The organism is Caldisericota bacterium (assembly GCA_034717215.1).
Taxonomy (GTDB): Bacteria; Caldisericota; Caldisericia; order Caldisericales; family Caldisericaceae; genus UBA646.
The window spans coordinates 6,453-23,931 of record JAYELD010000142.1; the positions used below are offsets into that span (position 1 = coordinate 6,453).

Sequence of the window (17,479 nt, forward strand, 5' to 3'; positions counted from 1 at the left end):
TTCGGAATGGAAACGGGTGTTTCCCCTTCGGTATGGTCACCAGGGCACTCTAAATTGTACCCTTAAAACTGTATAAGGTGTAGTAAATCCTCGACCTATTAGTACACGTCAGCTCAACACATTACTGTGCTTACACCTCGTGCCTATCAACCTCGTGGTCTACAAGGGGTCTTACTCCCTTCCCGAAGGAAAGGATGGGAGATCTTATCTTGAGGTCAGCTTCACGCTTTAGATGCTTTCAGCATTTATCTGGTAGAAACTTAGCTACCCAGCTCGTGCCCCTGGTGGGACAACTGGTACACCAGCGGTTTCCTTCCCCGGGTCCTCTCGTACTACGGGGAAACCCCCTCAAATCTCCTGCGCTTACAGCGGATTAGGACCGAACTGTCTCACGACGTTCTGAACCCAGCTCGCGTGCCGTTTTAATTGGCGAACAGCCAAACCCTTGGGACCTTGTTCAGCCCCAGGATACGACGAGCCGACATCGAGGTGCCAATCCTCCCCGTCGATATGGACTCTTGGGAGAGATAAGCCTGTTATCCCCGAGGTAGCTTTTATCCGTTGAGCGATGGCGTTTCCATACACAACCACCGGATCATTAAGCCCCACTTTCGTGCCTGTTCGACCTGTCAGTCTATGCAGTCAAGCTCCCTTATGCCTTTGCACTCGATGGCTGATTTCCAACCAGCCTGAGGGAACCTTTGGGCGCCTCCGTTACTCTTTAGGCAATTATGTTAATCCAGTTTTTCGGATATCTTATGTTATATACTAAAAGTAATACTGGACTCCCTTTAATACGGGCTCGTATTCGCATACGAGTTCAGACTATATCACCATCCTTTAAGGATGTCTGGCGTTTAGTCGTTGAGGGGTTCCACTTAGGAACTTCCCTGCGGATTGTCTGCACCAGAGCATTTTTACTATTAAAAGTATCTCTGGATTCTGCATCCCTTTTAGGGAACAGATTTTCCCGCATATAGCCAGATTTGCATTTAGCATTGCTGCTAAAGGGCCCCACTGTTGAGGCGACCGCCCCAGTCAAACTACCCGCCTGACATTGTCCTCCTACCCGATTCAGGGTATAGAGTTAGAACCTCAGCATATTAAGGGTGGTATTCCAAGGATGACTCCCCCGAAACTAGCGTTCCGGGTTCAAAGTCTCCCACCTATCCTATACGCAATATGCCAAAATTCAATATCAGGTTATAGTAAAGCTCTACGGGGTCTTTCCGTCCTGCTGCAAGTAGCCCGCATCTGCACGGGCACTGCTATTTCACCGAATCCCTCTTTGAGACAGCGTTCAAGTCGTTACGCTTTTCATGCGCGTCGGAACTTACCCGACAAGGTATTTCGCTACCTTAGGACCGTTCGTTTATGTTGCCCTTAAAAAATCTGTAAGGACAATTGGCTAAACTTCAGCCAATACTCCATATCGCTATGGAGACCGGACTATATCATCACCCAAATGGGTGCTCAGCGTATAGTCTCTGAGGATTCTTCCAGAGAAGATATGATCTCTTTTGAATTATACTTTCTCTTAGAATGGTCACCATTTATTTCTTCACGTAATTTTGCAATTTTTTTGATGCCATCCTCTGTTAAGTGCTCGCCATTTAAAACCATTTCAAGCACTCCTTTAAATTTCGAGAAAGCTTTCTTCTTTTTTTGTGAGAGGAAGTGAAACTTCTTAAAAAATGGTATAACTTTTTCAGAGAGAGCATTAACACTTGTTACTTCATAGTACCAAATGCCATCTTCTCTCATTCTTAGAGTTCCACATCCAAGGTATCTCTTAAATAGCGTAAGAATTAACTTTTCATCTTGAGAGACATTAAAGGAAAGGGAAATTTTCCATTTATTCCTATAATTTTCCCTCGGTCTAAAAGAAACGTTGAAACTACCTTTGCCATCTGCAAATCCTGCAAGATACCATCCTATCTTTGGAGGAATATTTATCTTTTTTTCACTCATATTTCCTCCTTTACTTAAAAGTCTTTCCTGCTGATTGTCCACACTGGTCACATTGTCACGGAGATTAACTCTCGTAGTGCCAGATACTAACCGGATTTTCCAGCATTTAGCTGAGTTTTATAACTACAGCGTCCAACCTATAGTTACGGCCGCCGTTCACTGGGGCTTAAGTTCAGAGCTTTGCAGACCGAAATCTGCTAACCCCTCCCTGTAACCTTCCAGCACTGGGCAAGCGTCGGCCCCTATACATCGTCTTTACGACTTAGCAGAGACCTGTGTTTTTGTTAAACAGTCGCTTGAACCTATTTACTGAGACCCAGAATCGCAAAGGTAAGCATTTACCTTCACCTTTCCAGGCACCCCTTCTCCCGAAGTTACGGGGCAATTTTGCCGAGTTCCTTAAAGAGGGTTCTTTCGTACGTCTTAGGAGCATTCTCCTCATCTACCTGTGTTGGATTGCGGTACGGACACATATCTTCCTCGTTAGAGGTTTTTCTTGTGAGTATGGAATCAGCTACTTCGCCTTGCGGCTCCCCATCGCTTCTCAGAGTTTAATACATCCAGGGATTTACCTCCGGATGCCTCCTACGAGCTTGGACGCGGACAACCAAAACCGCGCTTAACCTATCCTTCTCCACCACCCCATCCTGATAGCGGAAGATACATGGTACAGGAATATTAACCTGTTGTCCATCGCCTACGCCTTTCGGCCTCGGCTTAGGACCGACTAACCCTGGGCGGACAAACCTTCCCCAGGAAACCTTAGATTTACGACGACAGGGATTCTCACCCTGTTTTTCGTTACTTAAGCCAAGATTCTCACTTCCTATCGCTCCAGTACTCCTTACGGTATACCTTCTCTGCAATAGGAACGCTCTCCTACCGCTCAAGACATCCGAAGACGTCTTAAGCCCACTGCTTCGGTAATAGACTTAGTCCCGTTACATTTTCGGCGCAGAACCGCTCGACTAGTGAGCTGTTACGCACTCTTTGAAGGGTAGCTGCTTCTGAGCTAACCTCCTAGCTGTCTAAGCAATTCCACATCCTTTCTGAACACTCAGTCTATTTTAGGGACCTTAGCAGATGATCTGGGTTGTTCCCCTCTCGACGACGGATCTTAGTACCCGCCGACTCACTGGTAGGGTAAAAACAAATGGTATTCGGAGTTTGGTTGAGTTTGGAAATCTGGTAGGATCCCTAGCTCATCCAGTGCTCTACCCCCACTTGCGAATTACCTACCGCTGCACCTAAATGCATTTCGGAGAGAACCAGCTATCTCCAGGTTCGGTTAGAATTTCTCTGCTATCCACAGTTCATCCGATGAGTTTTTTCCCCCAACCGGTTCGGACTTCCACGAGTTCTTACGCTCGTTTTATCCTGACCATGGATTGACCACCTGGTTTCGGGTCTACGGACAGCGACTAACGCCCTATTCAGGCTCGCTTTCACTACGGCTCCGGGTATCATCCCTTAACCTTGCCACTACCCATAACTCCTTGGCTCATTCTTCAATAGGCAGGCAGTCAGGCTGAAATGTTGCCATTTCATAGCCCTCCTACCGATTGTAGGCATATAGTTTCAGGTTCTATTTCACTCCCCTTCCGGGGTTCTTTTCACCTTTCCCTCACGGTACTTTGTTCACTATCGGTCGTCGGAGTATTTAGCCTTAGGAGATGGTCCTCCTAGCTTCCCGCAAGATTCCACGTGTCCCGCGGTACTTAGGAAAGATTTATAGGAGTGAATTAATTTTCGCCTACGGGGCTGTCACCCTCTTTGGCCACCCTTTCAAGAGTGTTCGACTAATCAATTCATTTCTGACTCCATACCTGCTCAGCAGCGCAGGATTAAATCTCCCTACAACCCCATCTATGCAACGCCTGCCAGCTTCTACACATAAATGGTTTAGGCTCTTCCCATTTCGCTCACCACTACTAAGGGAATCACTTTTGTTTTCCTTTCATCGAGGTACTAAGATGTTTCAGTTCCCTCGCTTACCCTCTTTGCCCTATATATTCAGGTAAAGATAACAGAGATTTCTCCCTGCTGGGTTTCCCCATTCGGAAATCCTCGGATCAAAGTTTGTTATGCAACTCCCCGAGGCCTATCGCAAGCTTTCTGCGTCCTTCATCGGCTCCGTACGCCAAGGCATTCACTATACGCCCTTACTTATTTACTACACCTACATACAGTTTTCAAGGTACAATCTATTAAACTATAAATCTACAAATTGAGGGGATTATTCCCTCAAAACTAAACAGCGATAAGCAAGGATAGCTTCAAATATATTATATTTTCTCGAAGTATGTTAATAAAACACACCTAAAAATGCTCCCTAGAAAGGAGGTGATCCAGGCGCACGTTCTCGTACACCTACCTTGTTACGACTTCACCCTCCTTATCATGCACACCTTCGTGACTCACAGAGCCACTTCGGGTACACACAACTCGGGTGGTGTGACGGGCGGTGTGTACAAGCCCCGGGAACGCATTCACCGCAGTATAGCTGACCTGCGGTTACTAGCAACTCCAGCTTCATGAGGGTGAATTGCAACCCTCAATCCGTACTGAGGTCCACTTTTTGCGATTAGCTCCCCATTACTGGTTAGCAACACTTTGTATGGACCATTGTCGCATGTGTGTAGCCCTGGACATAAAGGCCATGAGGATTTGACGTCATCCCCACCTTCCTCCAGCTTTCCGCTGGCAGTCTCCTTAGAGTGCATAGACCGAAGCCTATTAGCAACTAAGGATAGGGGTTGCGCTCGTTCACGGACTTAACCGTACATCTCACGACACGAGCTGACGACAACCATGCAGCACCTGTGCACGGGTAGCAGAGATTACTCTCTGAAAGGGCCGGAGTTTCTTCCAGCTTTCTCGTGCATGTCAAGCCCAGGTAAGGTTCTTCGTGTAGCATCGAATTAAACCACATGCCTCGCTGCTTGTGCGGGGCCCCGTCAATTCCTTTGAGTTTTAACCTTGCGGTCGTACTTCCCAGGTGGGATGCTTAACACGTGAGCTCCGGCACTGAGAAGCAACCTCCCCAACACCAAGCATCCATCGTTTACGGCTAGGACTACCAGGGTATCTAATCCTGTTTGCTCCCCTAGCTTTCGTATATGAGCGTCAGAGACAGCCCAGGAAGCCGCTTTCGCCACTGGTGTTCTTCCAGATATCTAAGCATTTTACCGCTACACCTGGAATTCCACTTCCCTCTACTGCTCTCTAGATTAACAGTTTTGAATGCGAGCTCAGAGTTAAGCTCTGAGTTTTTACATTCAACTTGTCAATCCGCCTGCATACCCTTTACACCCAGTAATTCCGGATAACGCTCGCCCCCTACGTATTACCGCAGCTGCTGGCACGTAGTTAGCTGGGGCTTATTCAAAAAGTACCATCAAGAATAGTTCTCTATTTGAGAGCTATCCCTTTTTCCTTAATAAAAGGAGTTTACAACCTTGCGGCCTTCATCCTCCACGCGACGTCGCTGGTTCAGGCTTTCGCCCATTGACCAATATTCCCCACTGCTGCCTCCCGTGGGAGTCTGGGCCGTGTCTCAGTCCCAATGTGGCTGTCCATCCTCTCAGACCAACTACCCGTCGTCGCCTTGGTAAGCCATTACCTCACCAACTAGCTGATAGGAGATGAGCCCGTCCAAAAGTGATAGCATGAAACAGAGGCCATCTTTCTTTGACAAACCTAAGTCTGTCAACATTATCGGGTATTACCCTTCTTTTCAGAAGGCTATCCCCGTCTTTAGGGTAGGTTACCCATCTATTACTCACCCGTTTGCCGCTAGAACTTCCCAATGGGTTGCCCCATCAAAAAACTCTCGCTCGACTTGCATGTGTAAGGCACGCCGCCAGCGTTCATCCTGAGCCAGGATCAAACTCTCCGAAAAATTAATACCTTACTTTCGCTGTTTAGTTTTCAAGGTACAATCCACTTTTAAATATTTTAGCATAATTATTATATGCTTTTTTTAGTACAAGTCAAGGGTATTTTCGAAGCTGTCTTTTTATGCGATATACACCCAACGAAAAATATCATAACAAATTAAAACTTCCTGTCAATAGATTTCAAAGAATTTTTCCAAAAAATTTCTACACGTATAAAAACTTGATAAAATCTACACTTTCTTAAATATAGAGAAAAAAGTTTTCAAAAATTTGAATAAAAAATCTCAATATCGAGATGCTTTCATAATAAACACGGTATTTAAATGATTATTTCTTTTTTAATCTTTGAGAACACGCATCCGCAATAGTTTTGCCGGTACATTTTATAGTATTTGCTCAATACAATGCTGGATTTAAATCCGTTTCTTTTTTTAAAGTTCGCTTTAAGAAATTTTACTCCATATTTGTTTCCAATCTGTTCTCCTATTTCAAAGATCCACTTAATGTTTTTGTGCGGACTTATAGTAAGTGTGGTAGTAAAATAGTCAAATCCTTTTTCTTTTGCAATTCGTGCTGTTTCTTCAAGACGCATCTTATAGCAAATGTAGCACCGTTTCCCACCTTCAGGTTCATTTTCAGTGCCTTTTATGAGCTCAAACCAATTATCCTTGTCATACTTGCCTGCCTCAAGATCCATGCCGGCAACACGGGAAAAGCGTATAATTTCTTCCAGCCTTTTCTCATACTCACTTAAGGGGTGTATGTTTGGGTTATAGAAAAACCCCGTCACTCTGTAATGTCTACCTCTTAAATACAAAAAAGGGTATGTCGCATCCGGAGCACAACAGATATGAAGAAGCACTTTTTCAAAATTTCCGTAAGGAATGTCGGTCTTATCCAATTTCATCTGTCAACTCTTCTATATCATCTTCAGAAAATACTTTTATTCCGTTCTTCTTCAAAAGTTCTGTAGTAATACCTTCTCCTTTAATTTTAGTACCGATAAATGTTCCATCATAAACAGAATGGCTTCCGCAAGACGGGCTTCCATCCTTTAACAGAGCAAATTTTATTTTATAAAGTTTTGCTAGTTCCAATACCTCTTTTGCCCCATTCAAAAATATTTCAGTAGTATCCTCTCCGTTCTCTTTCAATACCTTTCTATTACTTTGAATTTCTGCTGCCATCCTTGGTGTGGGTAAACCGCCCAACTGTTCAGGACAAACAGGAATCATCAAATACTTATCTTTAAGCACAAGCACGCCTTTGCTTACGCTATTTTTCCCATCATGCCGGGTGTTGAGCCCCAACAAACAAGCACTAACTAGTATTATTTTTTTCACAAAAGTATTATAATGTCTTTATATAAAAAATTAAAAATTTATTATAAGCAAGAGGAAAAAATGTGGGTAAAAGAGCTCTTTACAAATGATATTTTAATATTTTCAGTTATCTCAAGTCTCAGCGCGCAACTATTGAAAGTAATATTTTACTTTGCACAAAAGAAAAAAATAAATTGGCGCCTTGCAGTTTCACCAGGTGGCAATCCAAGTTCCCACACAGCAGCAGTAACAACACTTACACTACTGCTGGGTGTACGATACGGACTGGGCTCCCCTTACTTTACAATTTCATTCCTTATAGCATCAATAATAGTTGTTGATGCCCTTTCCCTGAGAAGAGAAGTGGGAGAGCATTCCAAAACAATGAATGAAATCTTCTGGGAAACAGCATGGGGTAAAAAACTGCGTGAAGTAATTGACATAAAAATCTTTGAAGAACTTATTGGCCATACTGGATTAGAAGTCGCAGCAGGATTTATCTGGGGCATTATTATAGCAGCAATAGATATTATATTATACTTATAAAATAGTTCAGTAGAGAAAGCAATCACATATTTTTTATTCCTTCAAACCCAAGGTCAAATGCTTTAAGGTTTATTTCAATAGTTTTTTCCGGCAAGCTTTCCTTCATGGATTGGACTATTTCTTCATATCCCAAAGGAAACTCTGGCATAGCAACAGCGCTTCCCAGCAAAACCATATTAAGCGACATAATATTTCCTGCCCTTTTTGCCAGTTTTTTTGCATCGATGATATAAAGATAACTGAATTTTTTTATTGCTTCTTTAATGAGCAATGGATTATCCGGATATGTTGACATTCCAAGAGAGACGGTAAAAGGCACAATACGTGCAGAATTCATTATCACAAATGTCTTTCCGCCTGCTTTTTTTATTGAACGTAAAACTTCTGCAGGTTCAAAACCAATAATTAAATCTGCATCGCCATTTTCAATGACAGGACTATGTGCATCGCCAATCTTTACTTCAGTTGTTACTACCCCTCCACGCTGTGCCATCCCATGTAATTCACTCATCACTACATTTATACCTTTTTTCATAGCAGCTTCGCCAATAATTGAAGAAGCCTTTATTGTGCCTTGCCCCCCAACACCAGCAAGATGAATTTTATATGTTTTCATTTTCTCACCTCTATCGCTTTTCCAGGACAAACCTGAACACACACACCACACCCATCACAGATAAGAGGATCAATATGAACAGTGTCATCCTTTCCCACATAGAAAGCAGGGCAGGTCCAATCTTTCACGCAAACCATACACTTCGTGCATTTGTCCTGATTAATGGTAAATGTCATTAATAAATTTTTCTTTTTTCTTCCTGTATCCGTTATCAGTGCGCAGGGATGCTTTGATATGACAACGGAAACCCCATCATGCTTAAGTGCCTCCTCAAAAACTTCCTTTGCTTTTGCAAGGCTGTACGGGTCAACAGTTTTAACAAACTCTACTCCAATCCCTTTTGCACTATTTTCAATAGAAATTTCTGGTGCCGTTTCTCCCATCCCATTAACAGGTTCAGAAGGGCTCGGCTGCCTGCCAGTCATCGCAGTCGTTCTATTGTCCATTACAACGATCAACAAATTAGCCTTATTGTGTACTGCATTGACAAGCCCGGGAAGGCCAGCATGAAAAAATGTAGAATCGCCAATAAAACTTACTATCTTTTGGTCTGTAGCATAAGAAAAACCCGTTCCTGTGCCGATACTTGAACCCATAGAAAGCAAGTAATCGGCCATTTCGTACGGCGGCTGAATACCCAGCGTATAACAGCCAATATCAGTAGGAAAAATCACGTCTTTCAGCTTAAGTTTTTTAATCGCTTCTTTCACGGCAAAGTATGTCGCGCGGTGAGGACAGCCTGCACAAAGAATCGGTGGACGAATAGGAAGCGTTATATCTGTTTTTAAATATCTCCGTTTCTTAATAGTATGTTCGCTAATTTTCTTTATTCCGTTTTTTACAATGTCAGGGGAATACTCATAAATACGGGGAAGCGTGTCGGTAAGTTTTCCGTACACATCAACTGGAATCTTATATTTCCCGGCAATTGCAAGTACTTCTTTTTCCATCACAGGCTCTACTTCTTCAACGATAAGCACATTTTTTGCCGTAAAAAGAAATTCTTTTACAAGCTGCTGTGGAAATGGGTAAGTAAACGCAAGTTTCAGTATTTTTGCAGGAATATTATTTTCCTTAACGACATCCATTACATAGTTAAAAGCACCACCGCTTGTGATGATGCCAAATTCGTCTCCAAAATCATACACCTTATTCACCTGCGTACTATCAGCTATCTTTTCGGCTTTTGCGAGCTTATCCAACAGCTCTTTACGCATTCTCACGGCATTAGCAGGAACAGGCACATAGCGAGAAGGTGCTTTTTCAAAAAACCCTTTGCCCTCTGGAGGTATTACATCATTAAGATGGACAATGCCTCTCATGTGAGAAACACGCGTTGTAGTTCGCATTAAAACAGGCAAATGTATCTGTTCGGAGAGTTCAAAACCAAATTTCATAAGATCTTTTACTTCCTGTGGGTCCGCAGGTTCAAGCAAAGGAATACCGGCAATCCGCGCATATATACGATTATCCTGTTCATTTTGTGATGAATACATCGAAGGATCATCAGCAGTGAGAATAATCATCCCTTTTTTTACACCAAGATAAGCAGTAGACATAAAAGAATCTGCTGCGACGTTTAATCCTACATGCTTCATAAACACAAATGACCTCAGCCCGGCAGCAGCCGCAGCAGCAGACACTTCTACCGCCACTTTCTCGTTTGTAGAGTATTCAAAATAAACACCTGCTTCTCTGGCTAACTTTGAAAATACATCTCCGATTTCCGAAGAAGGAGTGCCTGGATATGTAGAAACAAAAGATACGCCTCCTTCAAGAGCGCCACGCACAGCTGCCTCGTTTCCAAGAAGAAATAATTTGTCTTCCTTTTTCCCTGCAAGAATCTTAGTTACATTCATATCTGCCTCCTAAATACTCAAATCAATTCTATACTGCAGCGCCTCAGCAATGTGAGGTAGTGCAACCTTTTTTTCACCTTCCAAATCTGCAATTGTTCTTGCCAATCTTTTAATTCTATCAAATCCTCTGCCTGTAAGACCAAGTTTTTCTGACGCAGTGCGAAGAAAGCTCTTCTCCTCACTATCTAAAGGCACAAATTCCTTTAACAATCCAGGTGTAAGCTGTGCATTTGAAAAAATTCTTTTACCTTCGTAGCGGTCTTGCTGTAATTTTCTCGCACTTATCACTCTTTTCCTTATGTCAGCTGAAGATTCTCCTTTTGGTTTATTCACCAGTTCCTCAGGAAAAAGCCTGGGCATTTCAAGCTGAATATCAAATCTATCCCAGAGAGGCCCCGAAATCCTGTTCCTGTATCTCTTAATATCATATACACTGCAATTACAAACGTGTACAGTATCCCCATACCAGCCGCAAGGACATGGATTCATTGCCGCAACAAGCATAAAACGAGATGGATAAGTAATACTCATCCTTACGCGCGACACTGTAACAAATCCGTCTTCCATCGGCTGCCTTAATACTTCAAGCACGCTTCTTTTAAACTCAGGCAGCTCATCTAAAAACAGCACTCCATGGTGGGATAAACTTATTTCGCCGGGCTTTGGCACATTCCCTCCTCCGATAATGGCAGCAGAAGATGCAGTATGGTGAGGAGAACGAAACGTCCGTTCCATTATAATGCCATCTCTCAAAAACCCTGCGATACTATATATTTGCGTAACTTCCATAGCTTCTTCCAGTGTTAACGGAGGAAGAATTGTAGGAAGCATCCTCGCAATCATTGTTTTTCCGCACCCGGGAGAGCCCATCATAATAATATTATGCCCTCCAGCTGCAGCAATTTCCATTGCCCTCTTTGCCTGGAACTGCCCTTTGATATCTGCAAAATCTAATTCATCATGTACAACACCTTTTGCTAGCTCATCTTTAATATCGATATGTTCAGGCATAATTTCCCTGTCCTCATTAAGAAATTCCACTGCTTCTTTCAAGTGCTTTACAGGATAACAATCCACGCCATCTATAATCTCCACTTCTCTTCTATTGTCTAATGGTGTGATAAAATTAGCATGCCCTTTACCAGAGAGCCCAATTGCCATAGGAAGTGCTCCAGAAATTTTCCTTACTCCGCCATTCAGAGAAAGCTCTCCTGCAAAATGGAATTGAGCAACTCTTTCAGCAGAATGTATTACCTCTGTTGCCGTAAGAATCCCTATTGCAATTGGCAAATCATATATTGAGCCTTCTTTTCTCACCTCAGCAGGCGCAAGATTAACAGTAATGCGACGCATTGGAAATTCAAAACCAGTATTTTTAATTGCAGAGCGCACTCTTTCTCTTGCTTCTTTTACTGCTTCGTCAGGTAAACCCACAATAGTAAACGTCGGAAGCCCAGGAGAAATGTCTACCTCAACGATTACGTCTATCTCTTCAAGCCCTCTAAGTGAAACACTCTTTATTTTAGCAAGCATCTCATCTATGGAAGAGCTACGTATGTGTCTTCATCAAAATAAAGTTCACGTTCCCACTCCACCTCTTCTGTGATTAAAAGGTGGGGTTTATCGACAAGTTCCACTCTAAAAAATGTAGATCGATACCAGGGATAATTAGGCGCTTTTACCTTGAAAGGCGCTTCTTTTACCACCCTGAATCCTTTTTCGATAATTCTCTCGCCAACAAGCAAATATTTATTAAAATCACGGACAACATCAGTGATAACGAGATTTGTATTTAGCAAATCCTTCTCAACGCCGAACCACTTTTTAAGAGAAGATTCATAATGGCTCAGACCAAAATAGCCAGCACTGCCTTTGCCTTGAAGTGCTGCAACGCAACGTGATACAAAAAGCCTTATCCCTGGAACGGTTTCCACAGGATCAGTGAGAAAAGTATCAAATTTGCCGTAGAGTTCTTTTCGCAAGGGCTTTCTTGCATCAAAAAACTCGGCCTTAACATTCAAAAACATTTTGTCAGCTATGCTATTTATATAATCCACAATACGGCTATCAATTTCTACAACACATATTTCATCGGGAAGACCGGTTAATGCCATTGCAATGCTGGTAAGATCATCGTCTCCAAGAAAAAAAATCCTTTTGTTCTCAAGATCTCCCCTCTGGTAAACAAATTCTGCACGTCTCATAGAAACCTCCGGCGGAACAATCCCTTGATCAAAATCCGCAATTGCTCTGGGCCTTTCTTTAAATACTTCTTTAAATTTGTTAGTAGCAGCGCTAAACAGATTGCTTGCCACATAACCTGTGCCTTCGCAATAAGAACAAGTAAAATCTCTCTCAGGGGAAATCATGTATTCGCGTGCTAATACAATCCCTTTCTCTGTAAGAGCAATCCTGTCTTCATCAGACCTAATCAGGTCATTGTTTTTAAATTTATTCAGTGTCTCAATTGTATGCTTGATATCCCCATCCTGATGATTGATTAATTCCCAGAGTGATTTGCTTGATTTAAGCAAAGTACGTAAAAGTTGTTCTTCTGTTCTATCCACAAAAACCTCCCTTCTCAAAAAAATTATTGGCGAACAATCCATTTTACAACAATTTATCTGTTTTACAAAAACTCTTATTACAAGTATAATAATGTGATGGAGATAAAGGGAATCGGAATAGATATTATAAGTATAAAAAGGATGAAAGAAATGGTAGCAAAATACGGAGACCGTTTCTTAAATAGGATATTTACTGAAAAAGAAATTAATAATTTTCAAAACAATAAAAATAGTATAGAAAATTTTGCCGGAAGATTCGCCGCAAAAGAGGCAGTTATAAAAGCAACTAAGAAACATCTGTCGGCAAAGGATATAGAAATTTTAAGAAGAAAGGATGGAGAGCCGTTTGTTGCCGGCAAAGAAAATATTCTTGTATCAATTTCGCATGAACGAGAATATGCCATAGCAATGGCTATCATAAGGGAGGATGGACATGAAAGTTGCATCGGTTGATGAAATAACAAATCTCGACAAAAATGCAGAGAAAAAATTTGGCATTTCACAGGAAATTTTGATGGAAAACGCTGGAAACGCAGTTTTTCACGTCATTGAAAACGAGATAGGCATGAGAGAAAAAAGATTTGTTATATTTGCCGGTCCCGGCAATAACGGAGGAGATGGCTTTGTAGTAGCAAGAAAGCTTTCATCAACAGGAGCAAAAGTATCTCTCTTTTTTATAGGAGACAAAAACAAATTAAAAGGGGCAGCAAAGAAAAATTATACCCGATTAAACGGATTCCCCATTGAACAATACAATATAGAGTTCTTTGACAGAATTGTAGAAACCAGTATAGAGAAGTCAGATGTAATAATAGATGCCATATTCGGGACAGGTCTGTCAAGAAAAATTAGCGGAATACACAAAGAAATCCTTCAGGGAATCAATCTCAGCAATAAAACGGTTATAAGCATTGACATACCATCCGGCATTAATGGCGACGGAGGCGAAGTGATGGGTCTCGCAGTAAAAGCAGATTACACTGTTACCTTTGGTCTGCCAAAAAGAGGGCACTTTCTCTATCCCGGAGCAGAACATACTGGAAAACTGTATGTTTCTCACATATCATATCCTCCGTCGCTATATGAAAATCCAGAAATAAACGTTCAGCTGAACACGCCAGTAGAACTTCCGACAAGGAAAAAAGACACACACAAAGGGAGCTATGGAAAAGCGCTGTTTATAGCGGGCAGTAAAAATTATCTTGGCGCGCCAATGTTTTGCTCATACGCATTCCTCAAATCAGGCGGTGGGTTATCGTATCTTGCAACGCCTAAAAGCATCGCACCGTTTATTGCAATGAAGGCAAGCGAAGTAATAATGATGCCTGCTCAGGAAACTAAAGAACAATCTATTTCAATGCAAAATCTTGATAATCTTCTAAAGCTATCCGAGCAAATGGACATTGTAGCTATTGGCTCCGGCGTAACTCTTGAAAAAGAAACAAAAAAATTTGTAAAAGAATTTGTGAAACAAGTAGGTAAACCAATCATTATTGACGGAGACGGATTAACGGCTATTTCAGAAGAGATAAAAATACTCAAAAAAAGAAAAGCGGAAACTATTATTACACCTCATATGGGAGAGTTTGAAAAAATCACAAAAAGAAAGATAAATGAAATAAAGAAAAACCGCATCAAAATTCTTCAAGAAAGTGCACAAGAACTCAATACAACAATCATTTTGAAAGGAGCATTCACATTAATAGGCATGAAAGACGGTAAAATTTTTATCAATCTGTCTGGAAACCCAGGGATGGCCACAGCAGGAAGCGGAGATGTCTTAACTGGCACGATTGCTGCAATGTACGGACTTAAACTACCCGTAGAAAGTGCATCAAGAACCGGCGTATTCATACATGGAATCTCGGGGGACTTAAAAGCAAAAGAAAAAGGAATAGACGGAATAACAGCAACGGATATTTTAGAAGGGTTGCCAGGTGCAATAAAATACTATAAAGAAAATTATAAAACAATAAAGGAAACAAACTATGAAAGAATATATCTTATTTGACAATATCGATATTTACACAAAAATAGTAGAAACCAAACCATTAGATCTATTGGCAAACATTTTGCTTCTTTCGTACCTTTCTCTTGCCAAAAAATACAACGAAATCCTGGAATATGCCACATACTTTTCAATAAACAGCAACATACAAAGTAATATATTAATAGAAAATTTTCATCTTTTGGGCTACATAGGAACAGGGGACATTGCAAACAGTAAGATCCAGGTAAAACTTAATTTTTCTATTGACCCGGAAAATGCTTATACCCATCTACTAAACAGTTTAATAGGGAAAAAAGAGGGCAGGGACTATCTCAGCGAAATAAAAAAAGCTTATCTTTTCTTGCCTGATACAGAAAAAAACATCTTTCTAAGCAAACTAATTTTTAAAAAAGAAGAATTAGAAAAGGAAAAGGACCTGTACATCATTCCAGATAACATATACAAAAAAGAAGGGCCGCTTGTAAAGAAAATTCAAGACGCCATCCAGCAAGATCCGGAAAATCCAATATTTAAGACATCCATTGCAGAAACACTGTATAGAGCAGATAGAATAGAAGAAGCAGAAATGTATATAAACCTTGTGCTCACGCAGTATCCCAATTACCCAAGAGCACTGTTTATTGCTAAAGAAATTGCAAAACTTCATGCAGAAGAAGAAAAAGAAATAAAATATTTTGAAAAAATCCTTAACGTAGATTTCCTATCGCCTTATCTGGACGAAACAGCACAAGCGTCCATTGCAAAAGATGAACAAGGCAAATTCATTGAGCTAAAAGAACTTTTTAAAAGTCCTGATAATCCATTCATATCCTTCTTTAAAAAAGAAATAGAAAACATCTTTCCTGAAAAAGATGAACAGATACCGCAGGTAATCCAAACAAAAAAGGCAGAAGACAACTTGAAAAATAGTTTTGACCTATTGAAAGAAAAAAAATACGCCGAGGCATTAGCAGGATTTTTAAAAGAATTAAAAAAGAAATAATTTACTTTACAGCAAAATAAATTTATACAAAGGGGGTACATATGAAAATTCAATGGTTAGGCCATTCAAGCTTTTTAATAGAAACAAACGGAATAAAAATCCTCACCGACCCATTCGATAATTCAATAGGATATACAACAATCTTCCCTGATGTAGATATTATCCTCGTTTCGCATGAGCACTTTGACCATAATGCAGTAGAAAATGTCCCTTCATACAAACAAGTCATTAAAGGAAATGTAGAAAAAGAATTTGAAGGGATAAAGATAAAGGGAATCGCCGGATATCACGATGATCAGAAAGGGTCTCTTCGCGGAAAGATAACGATGTTTAAAATCCAATCAGAAGACATACCGCTACTTCATCTCGGAGACCTGGGAACACTGCTCACCGACGAACAACTAAACGAAATAGGTAAAGTAGACATAGTAATGGTACCAGTTGGAGGAAAATATACAATAGGGCCTGAGGAAGCATGGGAAGTAATAAAACAATTAAACCCAAAAATAGTTATCCCGATGCATTATAAGACACCATTTCTTACACTGGATATTCTTCCGCTGAACAATTTTTTAGAGAGCAAATCATATGAAGAAAAGGATGTTTTAGAAATTACCTCTTCTACAATTCCCAGTTCCCTCCAAATTATAACGTTTCCTTATCCGGAATAGGAAGTAGTTTCCTTAAAAAACGCTCGGAAATAGCAGCAGAAACAACCATTATTATTGCACTCCACTGATTGGGTGTAAGTGAAAGAAATCGAGTGGGAATATAGCGAACAAATTCTACCGCAAAAAGCAGCGGAGAAAATACATAGCAAAATAAGATAAATACTTGCCCGTGATATTTTCTGTGTTTCATAACGTAAAAAATAATTACAAAAAACGCTATCCAGCCCGCAAGAGAATCAAGTAACTGCGCCGGAAAAAGAGCTGTATTTAAAACATCGCACTCAGAACGTGGATCCGTAAAAATATTTACAAGAGGAAAGATATGAGGCCACCAGTTCGGCACAGCCAATCCATAACAGCAACCATTAAAAAAACAGGCAAATTTTCCAATGCCATACCCTATGGCAAGCCCGGGTGCTCCAACGTCAAGAAATTTCCAAAAAGAAACTTTATACCTTTTAACAGAGAGAACAACAGCGATTATCCCGCCTAAAACTGACCCTTCAAATGAAAGCCCACCTTCCCAGACAGCAAGAATGTGCTGAGGATTATCAAAATAAAATGAAACGTACGGAGAAGTAAGTATCCAGCATATTCTTGCACCGAGTATCCCTCCAACAATTGCCAATATAGCAATATCAAGGAATGTATCTTCATTAAATACCTTAAGCTTATTAGAATAGTGCAGTGAAACAAAGATGGCAACAATAATCGCAATTGCGACTATTACCCCATATGTTCTTATTGTAAAATTTCCTACCGTAATAAAAATTGGATACATATAAACAACCTCCTCTCCTATCCGTAAATATCGTTAATTCCTTTTAAAGGATCTTCCTTCTTCTCCTGAACTTCATCAAAAAAATCATTCCCGTACTCCCTCACCCGCATAGCGACAGGCATAGGCACAGTATGCCCAAAAAGAAGGGTTTCCTGCGATTGAAGTGTCCGCAAAATCTTTTTCAACCGCTTCCCTCCGCCTACACCCTGGAACACTGCATCTGTATCTCTCTCGTCCAACAGTTGCAGCACAAA

Annotated in this window: 13 protein-coding genes and 2 rRNA genes; 5 read left to right on the forward strand and 10 right to left on the reverse strand. The window is 41.0% G+C overall.

The features are described from left to right. Positions 1-78 precede the first annotated feature (78 nt). The 4 genes from U9Q18_05950 to U9Q18_05965 all read right to left on the reverse strand — a co-directional run bounded on the left by U9Q18_05950 (position 79) and on the right by U9Q18_05965 (position 7,213). Positions 79-4,147: ribosomal RNA gene (locus tag U9Q18_05950) — 23S ribosomal RNA — on the reverse strand. Between the two features lie 160 nt (positions 4,148-4,307). Beyond that, positions 4,308-5,872: ribosomal RNA gene (locus U9Q18_05955) — 16S ribosomal RNA — on the reverse strand. Together the 16S and 23S rRNA genes form the textbook arrangement of a ribosomal RNA operon. A 317-nt stretch (positions 5,873-6,189) precedes the next feature. Then, positions 6,190-6,777: an epoxyqueuosine reductase QueH gene (locus U9Q18_05960; protein MEA3313901.1), complete on the reverse strand. Its 588-nt coding sequence runs from the start codon at positions 6,775-6,777 to the stop codon at positions 6,190-6,192. Continuing rightward, positions 6,764-7,213 carry a DUF523 domain-containing protein gene (locus tag U9Q18_05965; protein MEA3313902.1) on the reverse strand — a complete coding sequence of 150 codons (450 nt, stop codon included), beginning with the start codon at positions 7,211-7,213 and terminating at the stop codon, positions 6,764-6,766. Before U9Q18_05965 ends, U9Q18_05960 begins: the two co-directional genes overlap by 14 nt. 60 nt (positions 7,214-7,273) lie before the next feature. Here U9Q18_05965 and U9Q18_05970 point away from each other — a divergent pair, with 60 nt between their 5' ends. Beyond that, positions 7,274-7,738 carry a divergent PAP2 family protein gene (locus U9Q18_05970; protein MEA3313903.1) on the forward strand — a complete coding sequence of 155 codons (465 nt, stop codon included), beginning with the start codon at positions 7,274-7,276 and terminating at the stop codon, positions 7,736-7,738. 22 nt (positions 7,739-7,760) lie between these two features. Here the strand turns inward: U9Q18_05970 and iorB are convergent, their stop codons facing one another. The 4 genes from iorB to U9Q18_05990 are packed head-to-tail and all read right to left on the reverse strand — an operon-like array spanning position 7,761 to position 12,780. Next, positions 7,761-8,354 carry an indolepyruvate ferredoxin oxidoreductase subunit beta gene (iorB, locus tag U9Q18_05975; protein MEA3313904.1) on the reverse strand — a complete coding sequence of 198 codons (594 nt, stop codon included), beginning with the start codon at positions 8,352-8,354 and terminating at the stop codon, positions 7,761-7,763. Beyond that, positions 8,351-10,213: an indolepyruvate ferredoxin oxidoreductase subunit alpha gene (gene iorA / locus U9Q18_05980; GenBank protein ID MEA3313905.1), complete on the reverse strand. Its 1,863-nt coding sequence runs from the start codon at positions 10,211-10,213 to the stop codon at positions 8,351-8,353. Before iorA ends, iorB begins: the two co-directional genes overlap by 4 nt. 9 nt (positions 10,214-10,222) lie before the next feature. Further along, entirely contained in the window at positions 10,223-11,746 is a 1,524-nt protein-coding gene (locus tag U9Q18_05985; protein ID MEA3313906.1) for a YifB family Mg chelatase-like AAA ATPase, read from the reverse strand. A gap of 5 nt (positions 11,747-11,751) precedes the next feature. Next, positions 11,752-12,780 (reverse strand): bis-aminopropyl spermidine synthase family protein, encoded by a 1,029-nt coding sequence (locus tag U9Q18_05990; GenBank protein MEA3313907.1) that lies wholly within the window; start codon positions 12,778-12,780, stop codon positions 11,752-11,754. Positions 12,781-12,876: 96 nt separating this feature from the next. Between U9Q18_05990 and acpS the strand changes: the two genes are divergently transcribed. The 4 genes from acpS to U9Q18_06010 are packed head-to-tail and all read left to right on the forward strand — an operon-like array spanning position 12,877 to position 16,444. Then, a complete protein-coding gene (gene acpS / locus U9Q18_05995; protein MEA3313908.1) occupies positions 12,877-13,233 on the forward strand; it encodes a holo-ACP synthase in 357 nt (118 codons plus the stop codon). Next, positions 13,214-14,791 carry an NAD(P)H-hydrate dehydratase gene (locus U9Q18_06000; protein MEA3313909.1) on the forward strand — a complete coding sequence of 526 codons (1,578 nt, stop codon included), beginning with the start codon at positions 13,214-13,216 and terminating at the stop codon, positions 14,789-14,791. Before acpS ends, U9Q18_06000 begins: the two co-directional genes overlap by 20 nt. Then, on the forward strand, positions 14,769-15,773 hold the full coding sequence (locus tag U9Q18_06005) for a hypothetical protein (GenBank protein ID MEA3313910.1): 1,005 nt from the start codon (positions 14,769-14,771) through the stop codon (positions 15,771-15,773). Before U9Q18_06000 ends, U9Q18_06005 begins: the two co-directional genes overlap by 23 nt. Positions 15,774-15,814: 41 nt before the next feature. Further along, positions 15,815-16,444 carry an MBL fold metallo-hydrolase gene (locus tag U9Q18_06010; GenBank protein MEA3313911.1) on the forward strand — a complete coding sequence of 210 codons (630 nt, stop codon included), beginning with the start codon at positions 15,815-15,817 and terminating at the stop codon, positions 16,442-16,444. Here the strand turns inward: U9Q18_06010 and lgt are convergent. Both lgt and U9Q18_06020 read right to left on the reverse strand, forming a co-directional pair. Continuing rightward, positions 16,419-17,225 carry a prolipoprotein diacylglyceryl transferase gene (gene lgt / locus U9Q18_06015; GenBank protein MEA3313912.1) on the reverse strand — a complete coding sequence of 269 codons (807 nt, stop codon included), beginning with the start codon at positions 17,223-17,225 and terminating at the stop codon, positions 16,419-16,421. The genes U9Q18_06010 and lgt overlap by 26 nt on opposite strands. A 17-nt stretch (positions 17,226-17,242) precedes the next feature. Next, a partial coding sequence (locus U9Q18_06020; protein ID MEA3313913.1) for a hypothetical protein occupies positions 17,243-17,479 on the reverse strand: 237 nt, incomplete at its 5' end.

What these genes read in the sequence shown, in the direction of transcription:
- U9Q18_05960 (MEA3313901.1), bottom strand. Translation starts at nt 6,777, where the DNA reads ATGAAATTGGATAAGACCGACATTCCTTACGGAAATTTTGAAAAAGTG.
- U9Q18_06010 (MEA3313911.1), top strand. Translation starts at nt 15,815, where the DNA reads ATGAAAATTCAATGGTTAGGCCATTCAAGCTTTTTAATAGAAACAAAC.
- iorB (MEA3313904.1), bottom strand. Translation starts at nt 8,354, where the DNA reads ATGAAAACATATAAAATTCATCTTGCTGGTGTTGGGGGGCAAGGCACA.
- U9Q18_05970 (MEA3313903.1), top strand. Translation starts at nt 7,274, where the DNA reads ATGTGGGTAAAAGAGCTCTTTACAAATGATATTTTAATATTTTCAGTT.
- lgt (MEA3313912.1), bottom strand. Translation starts at nt 17,225, where the DNA reads ATGTATCCAATTTTTATTACGGTAGGAAATTTTACAATAAGAACATAT.
- U9Q18_06005 (MEA3313910.1), top strand. Translation starts at nt 14,769, where the DNA reads ATGAAAGAATATATCTTATTTGACAATATCGATATTTACACAAAAATA.
- U9Q18_05985 (MEA3313906.1), bottom strand. Translation starts at nt 11,746, where the DNA reads ATGCTTGCTAAAATAAAGAGTGTTTCACTTAGAGGGCTTGAAGAGATA.
- iorA (MEA3313905.1), bottom strand. Translation starts at nt 10,213, where the DNA reads ATGAATGTAACTAAGATTCTTGCAGGGAAAAAGGAAGACAAATTATTT.
- acpS (MEA3313908.1), top strand. Translation starts at nt 12,877, where the DNA reads ATGGAGATAAAGGGAATCGGAATAGATATTATAAGTATAAAAAGGATG.
- U9Q18_06000 (MEA3313909.1), top strand. Translation starts at nt 13,214, where the DNA reads ATGAAAGTTGCATCGGTTGATGAAATAACAAATCTCGACAAAAATGCA.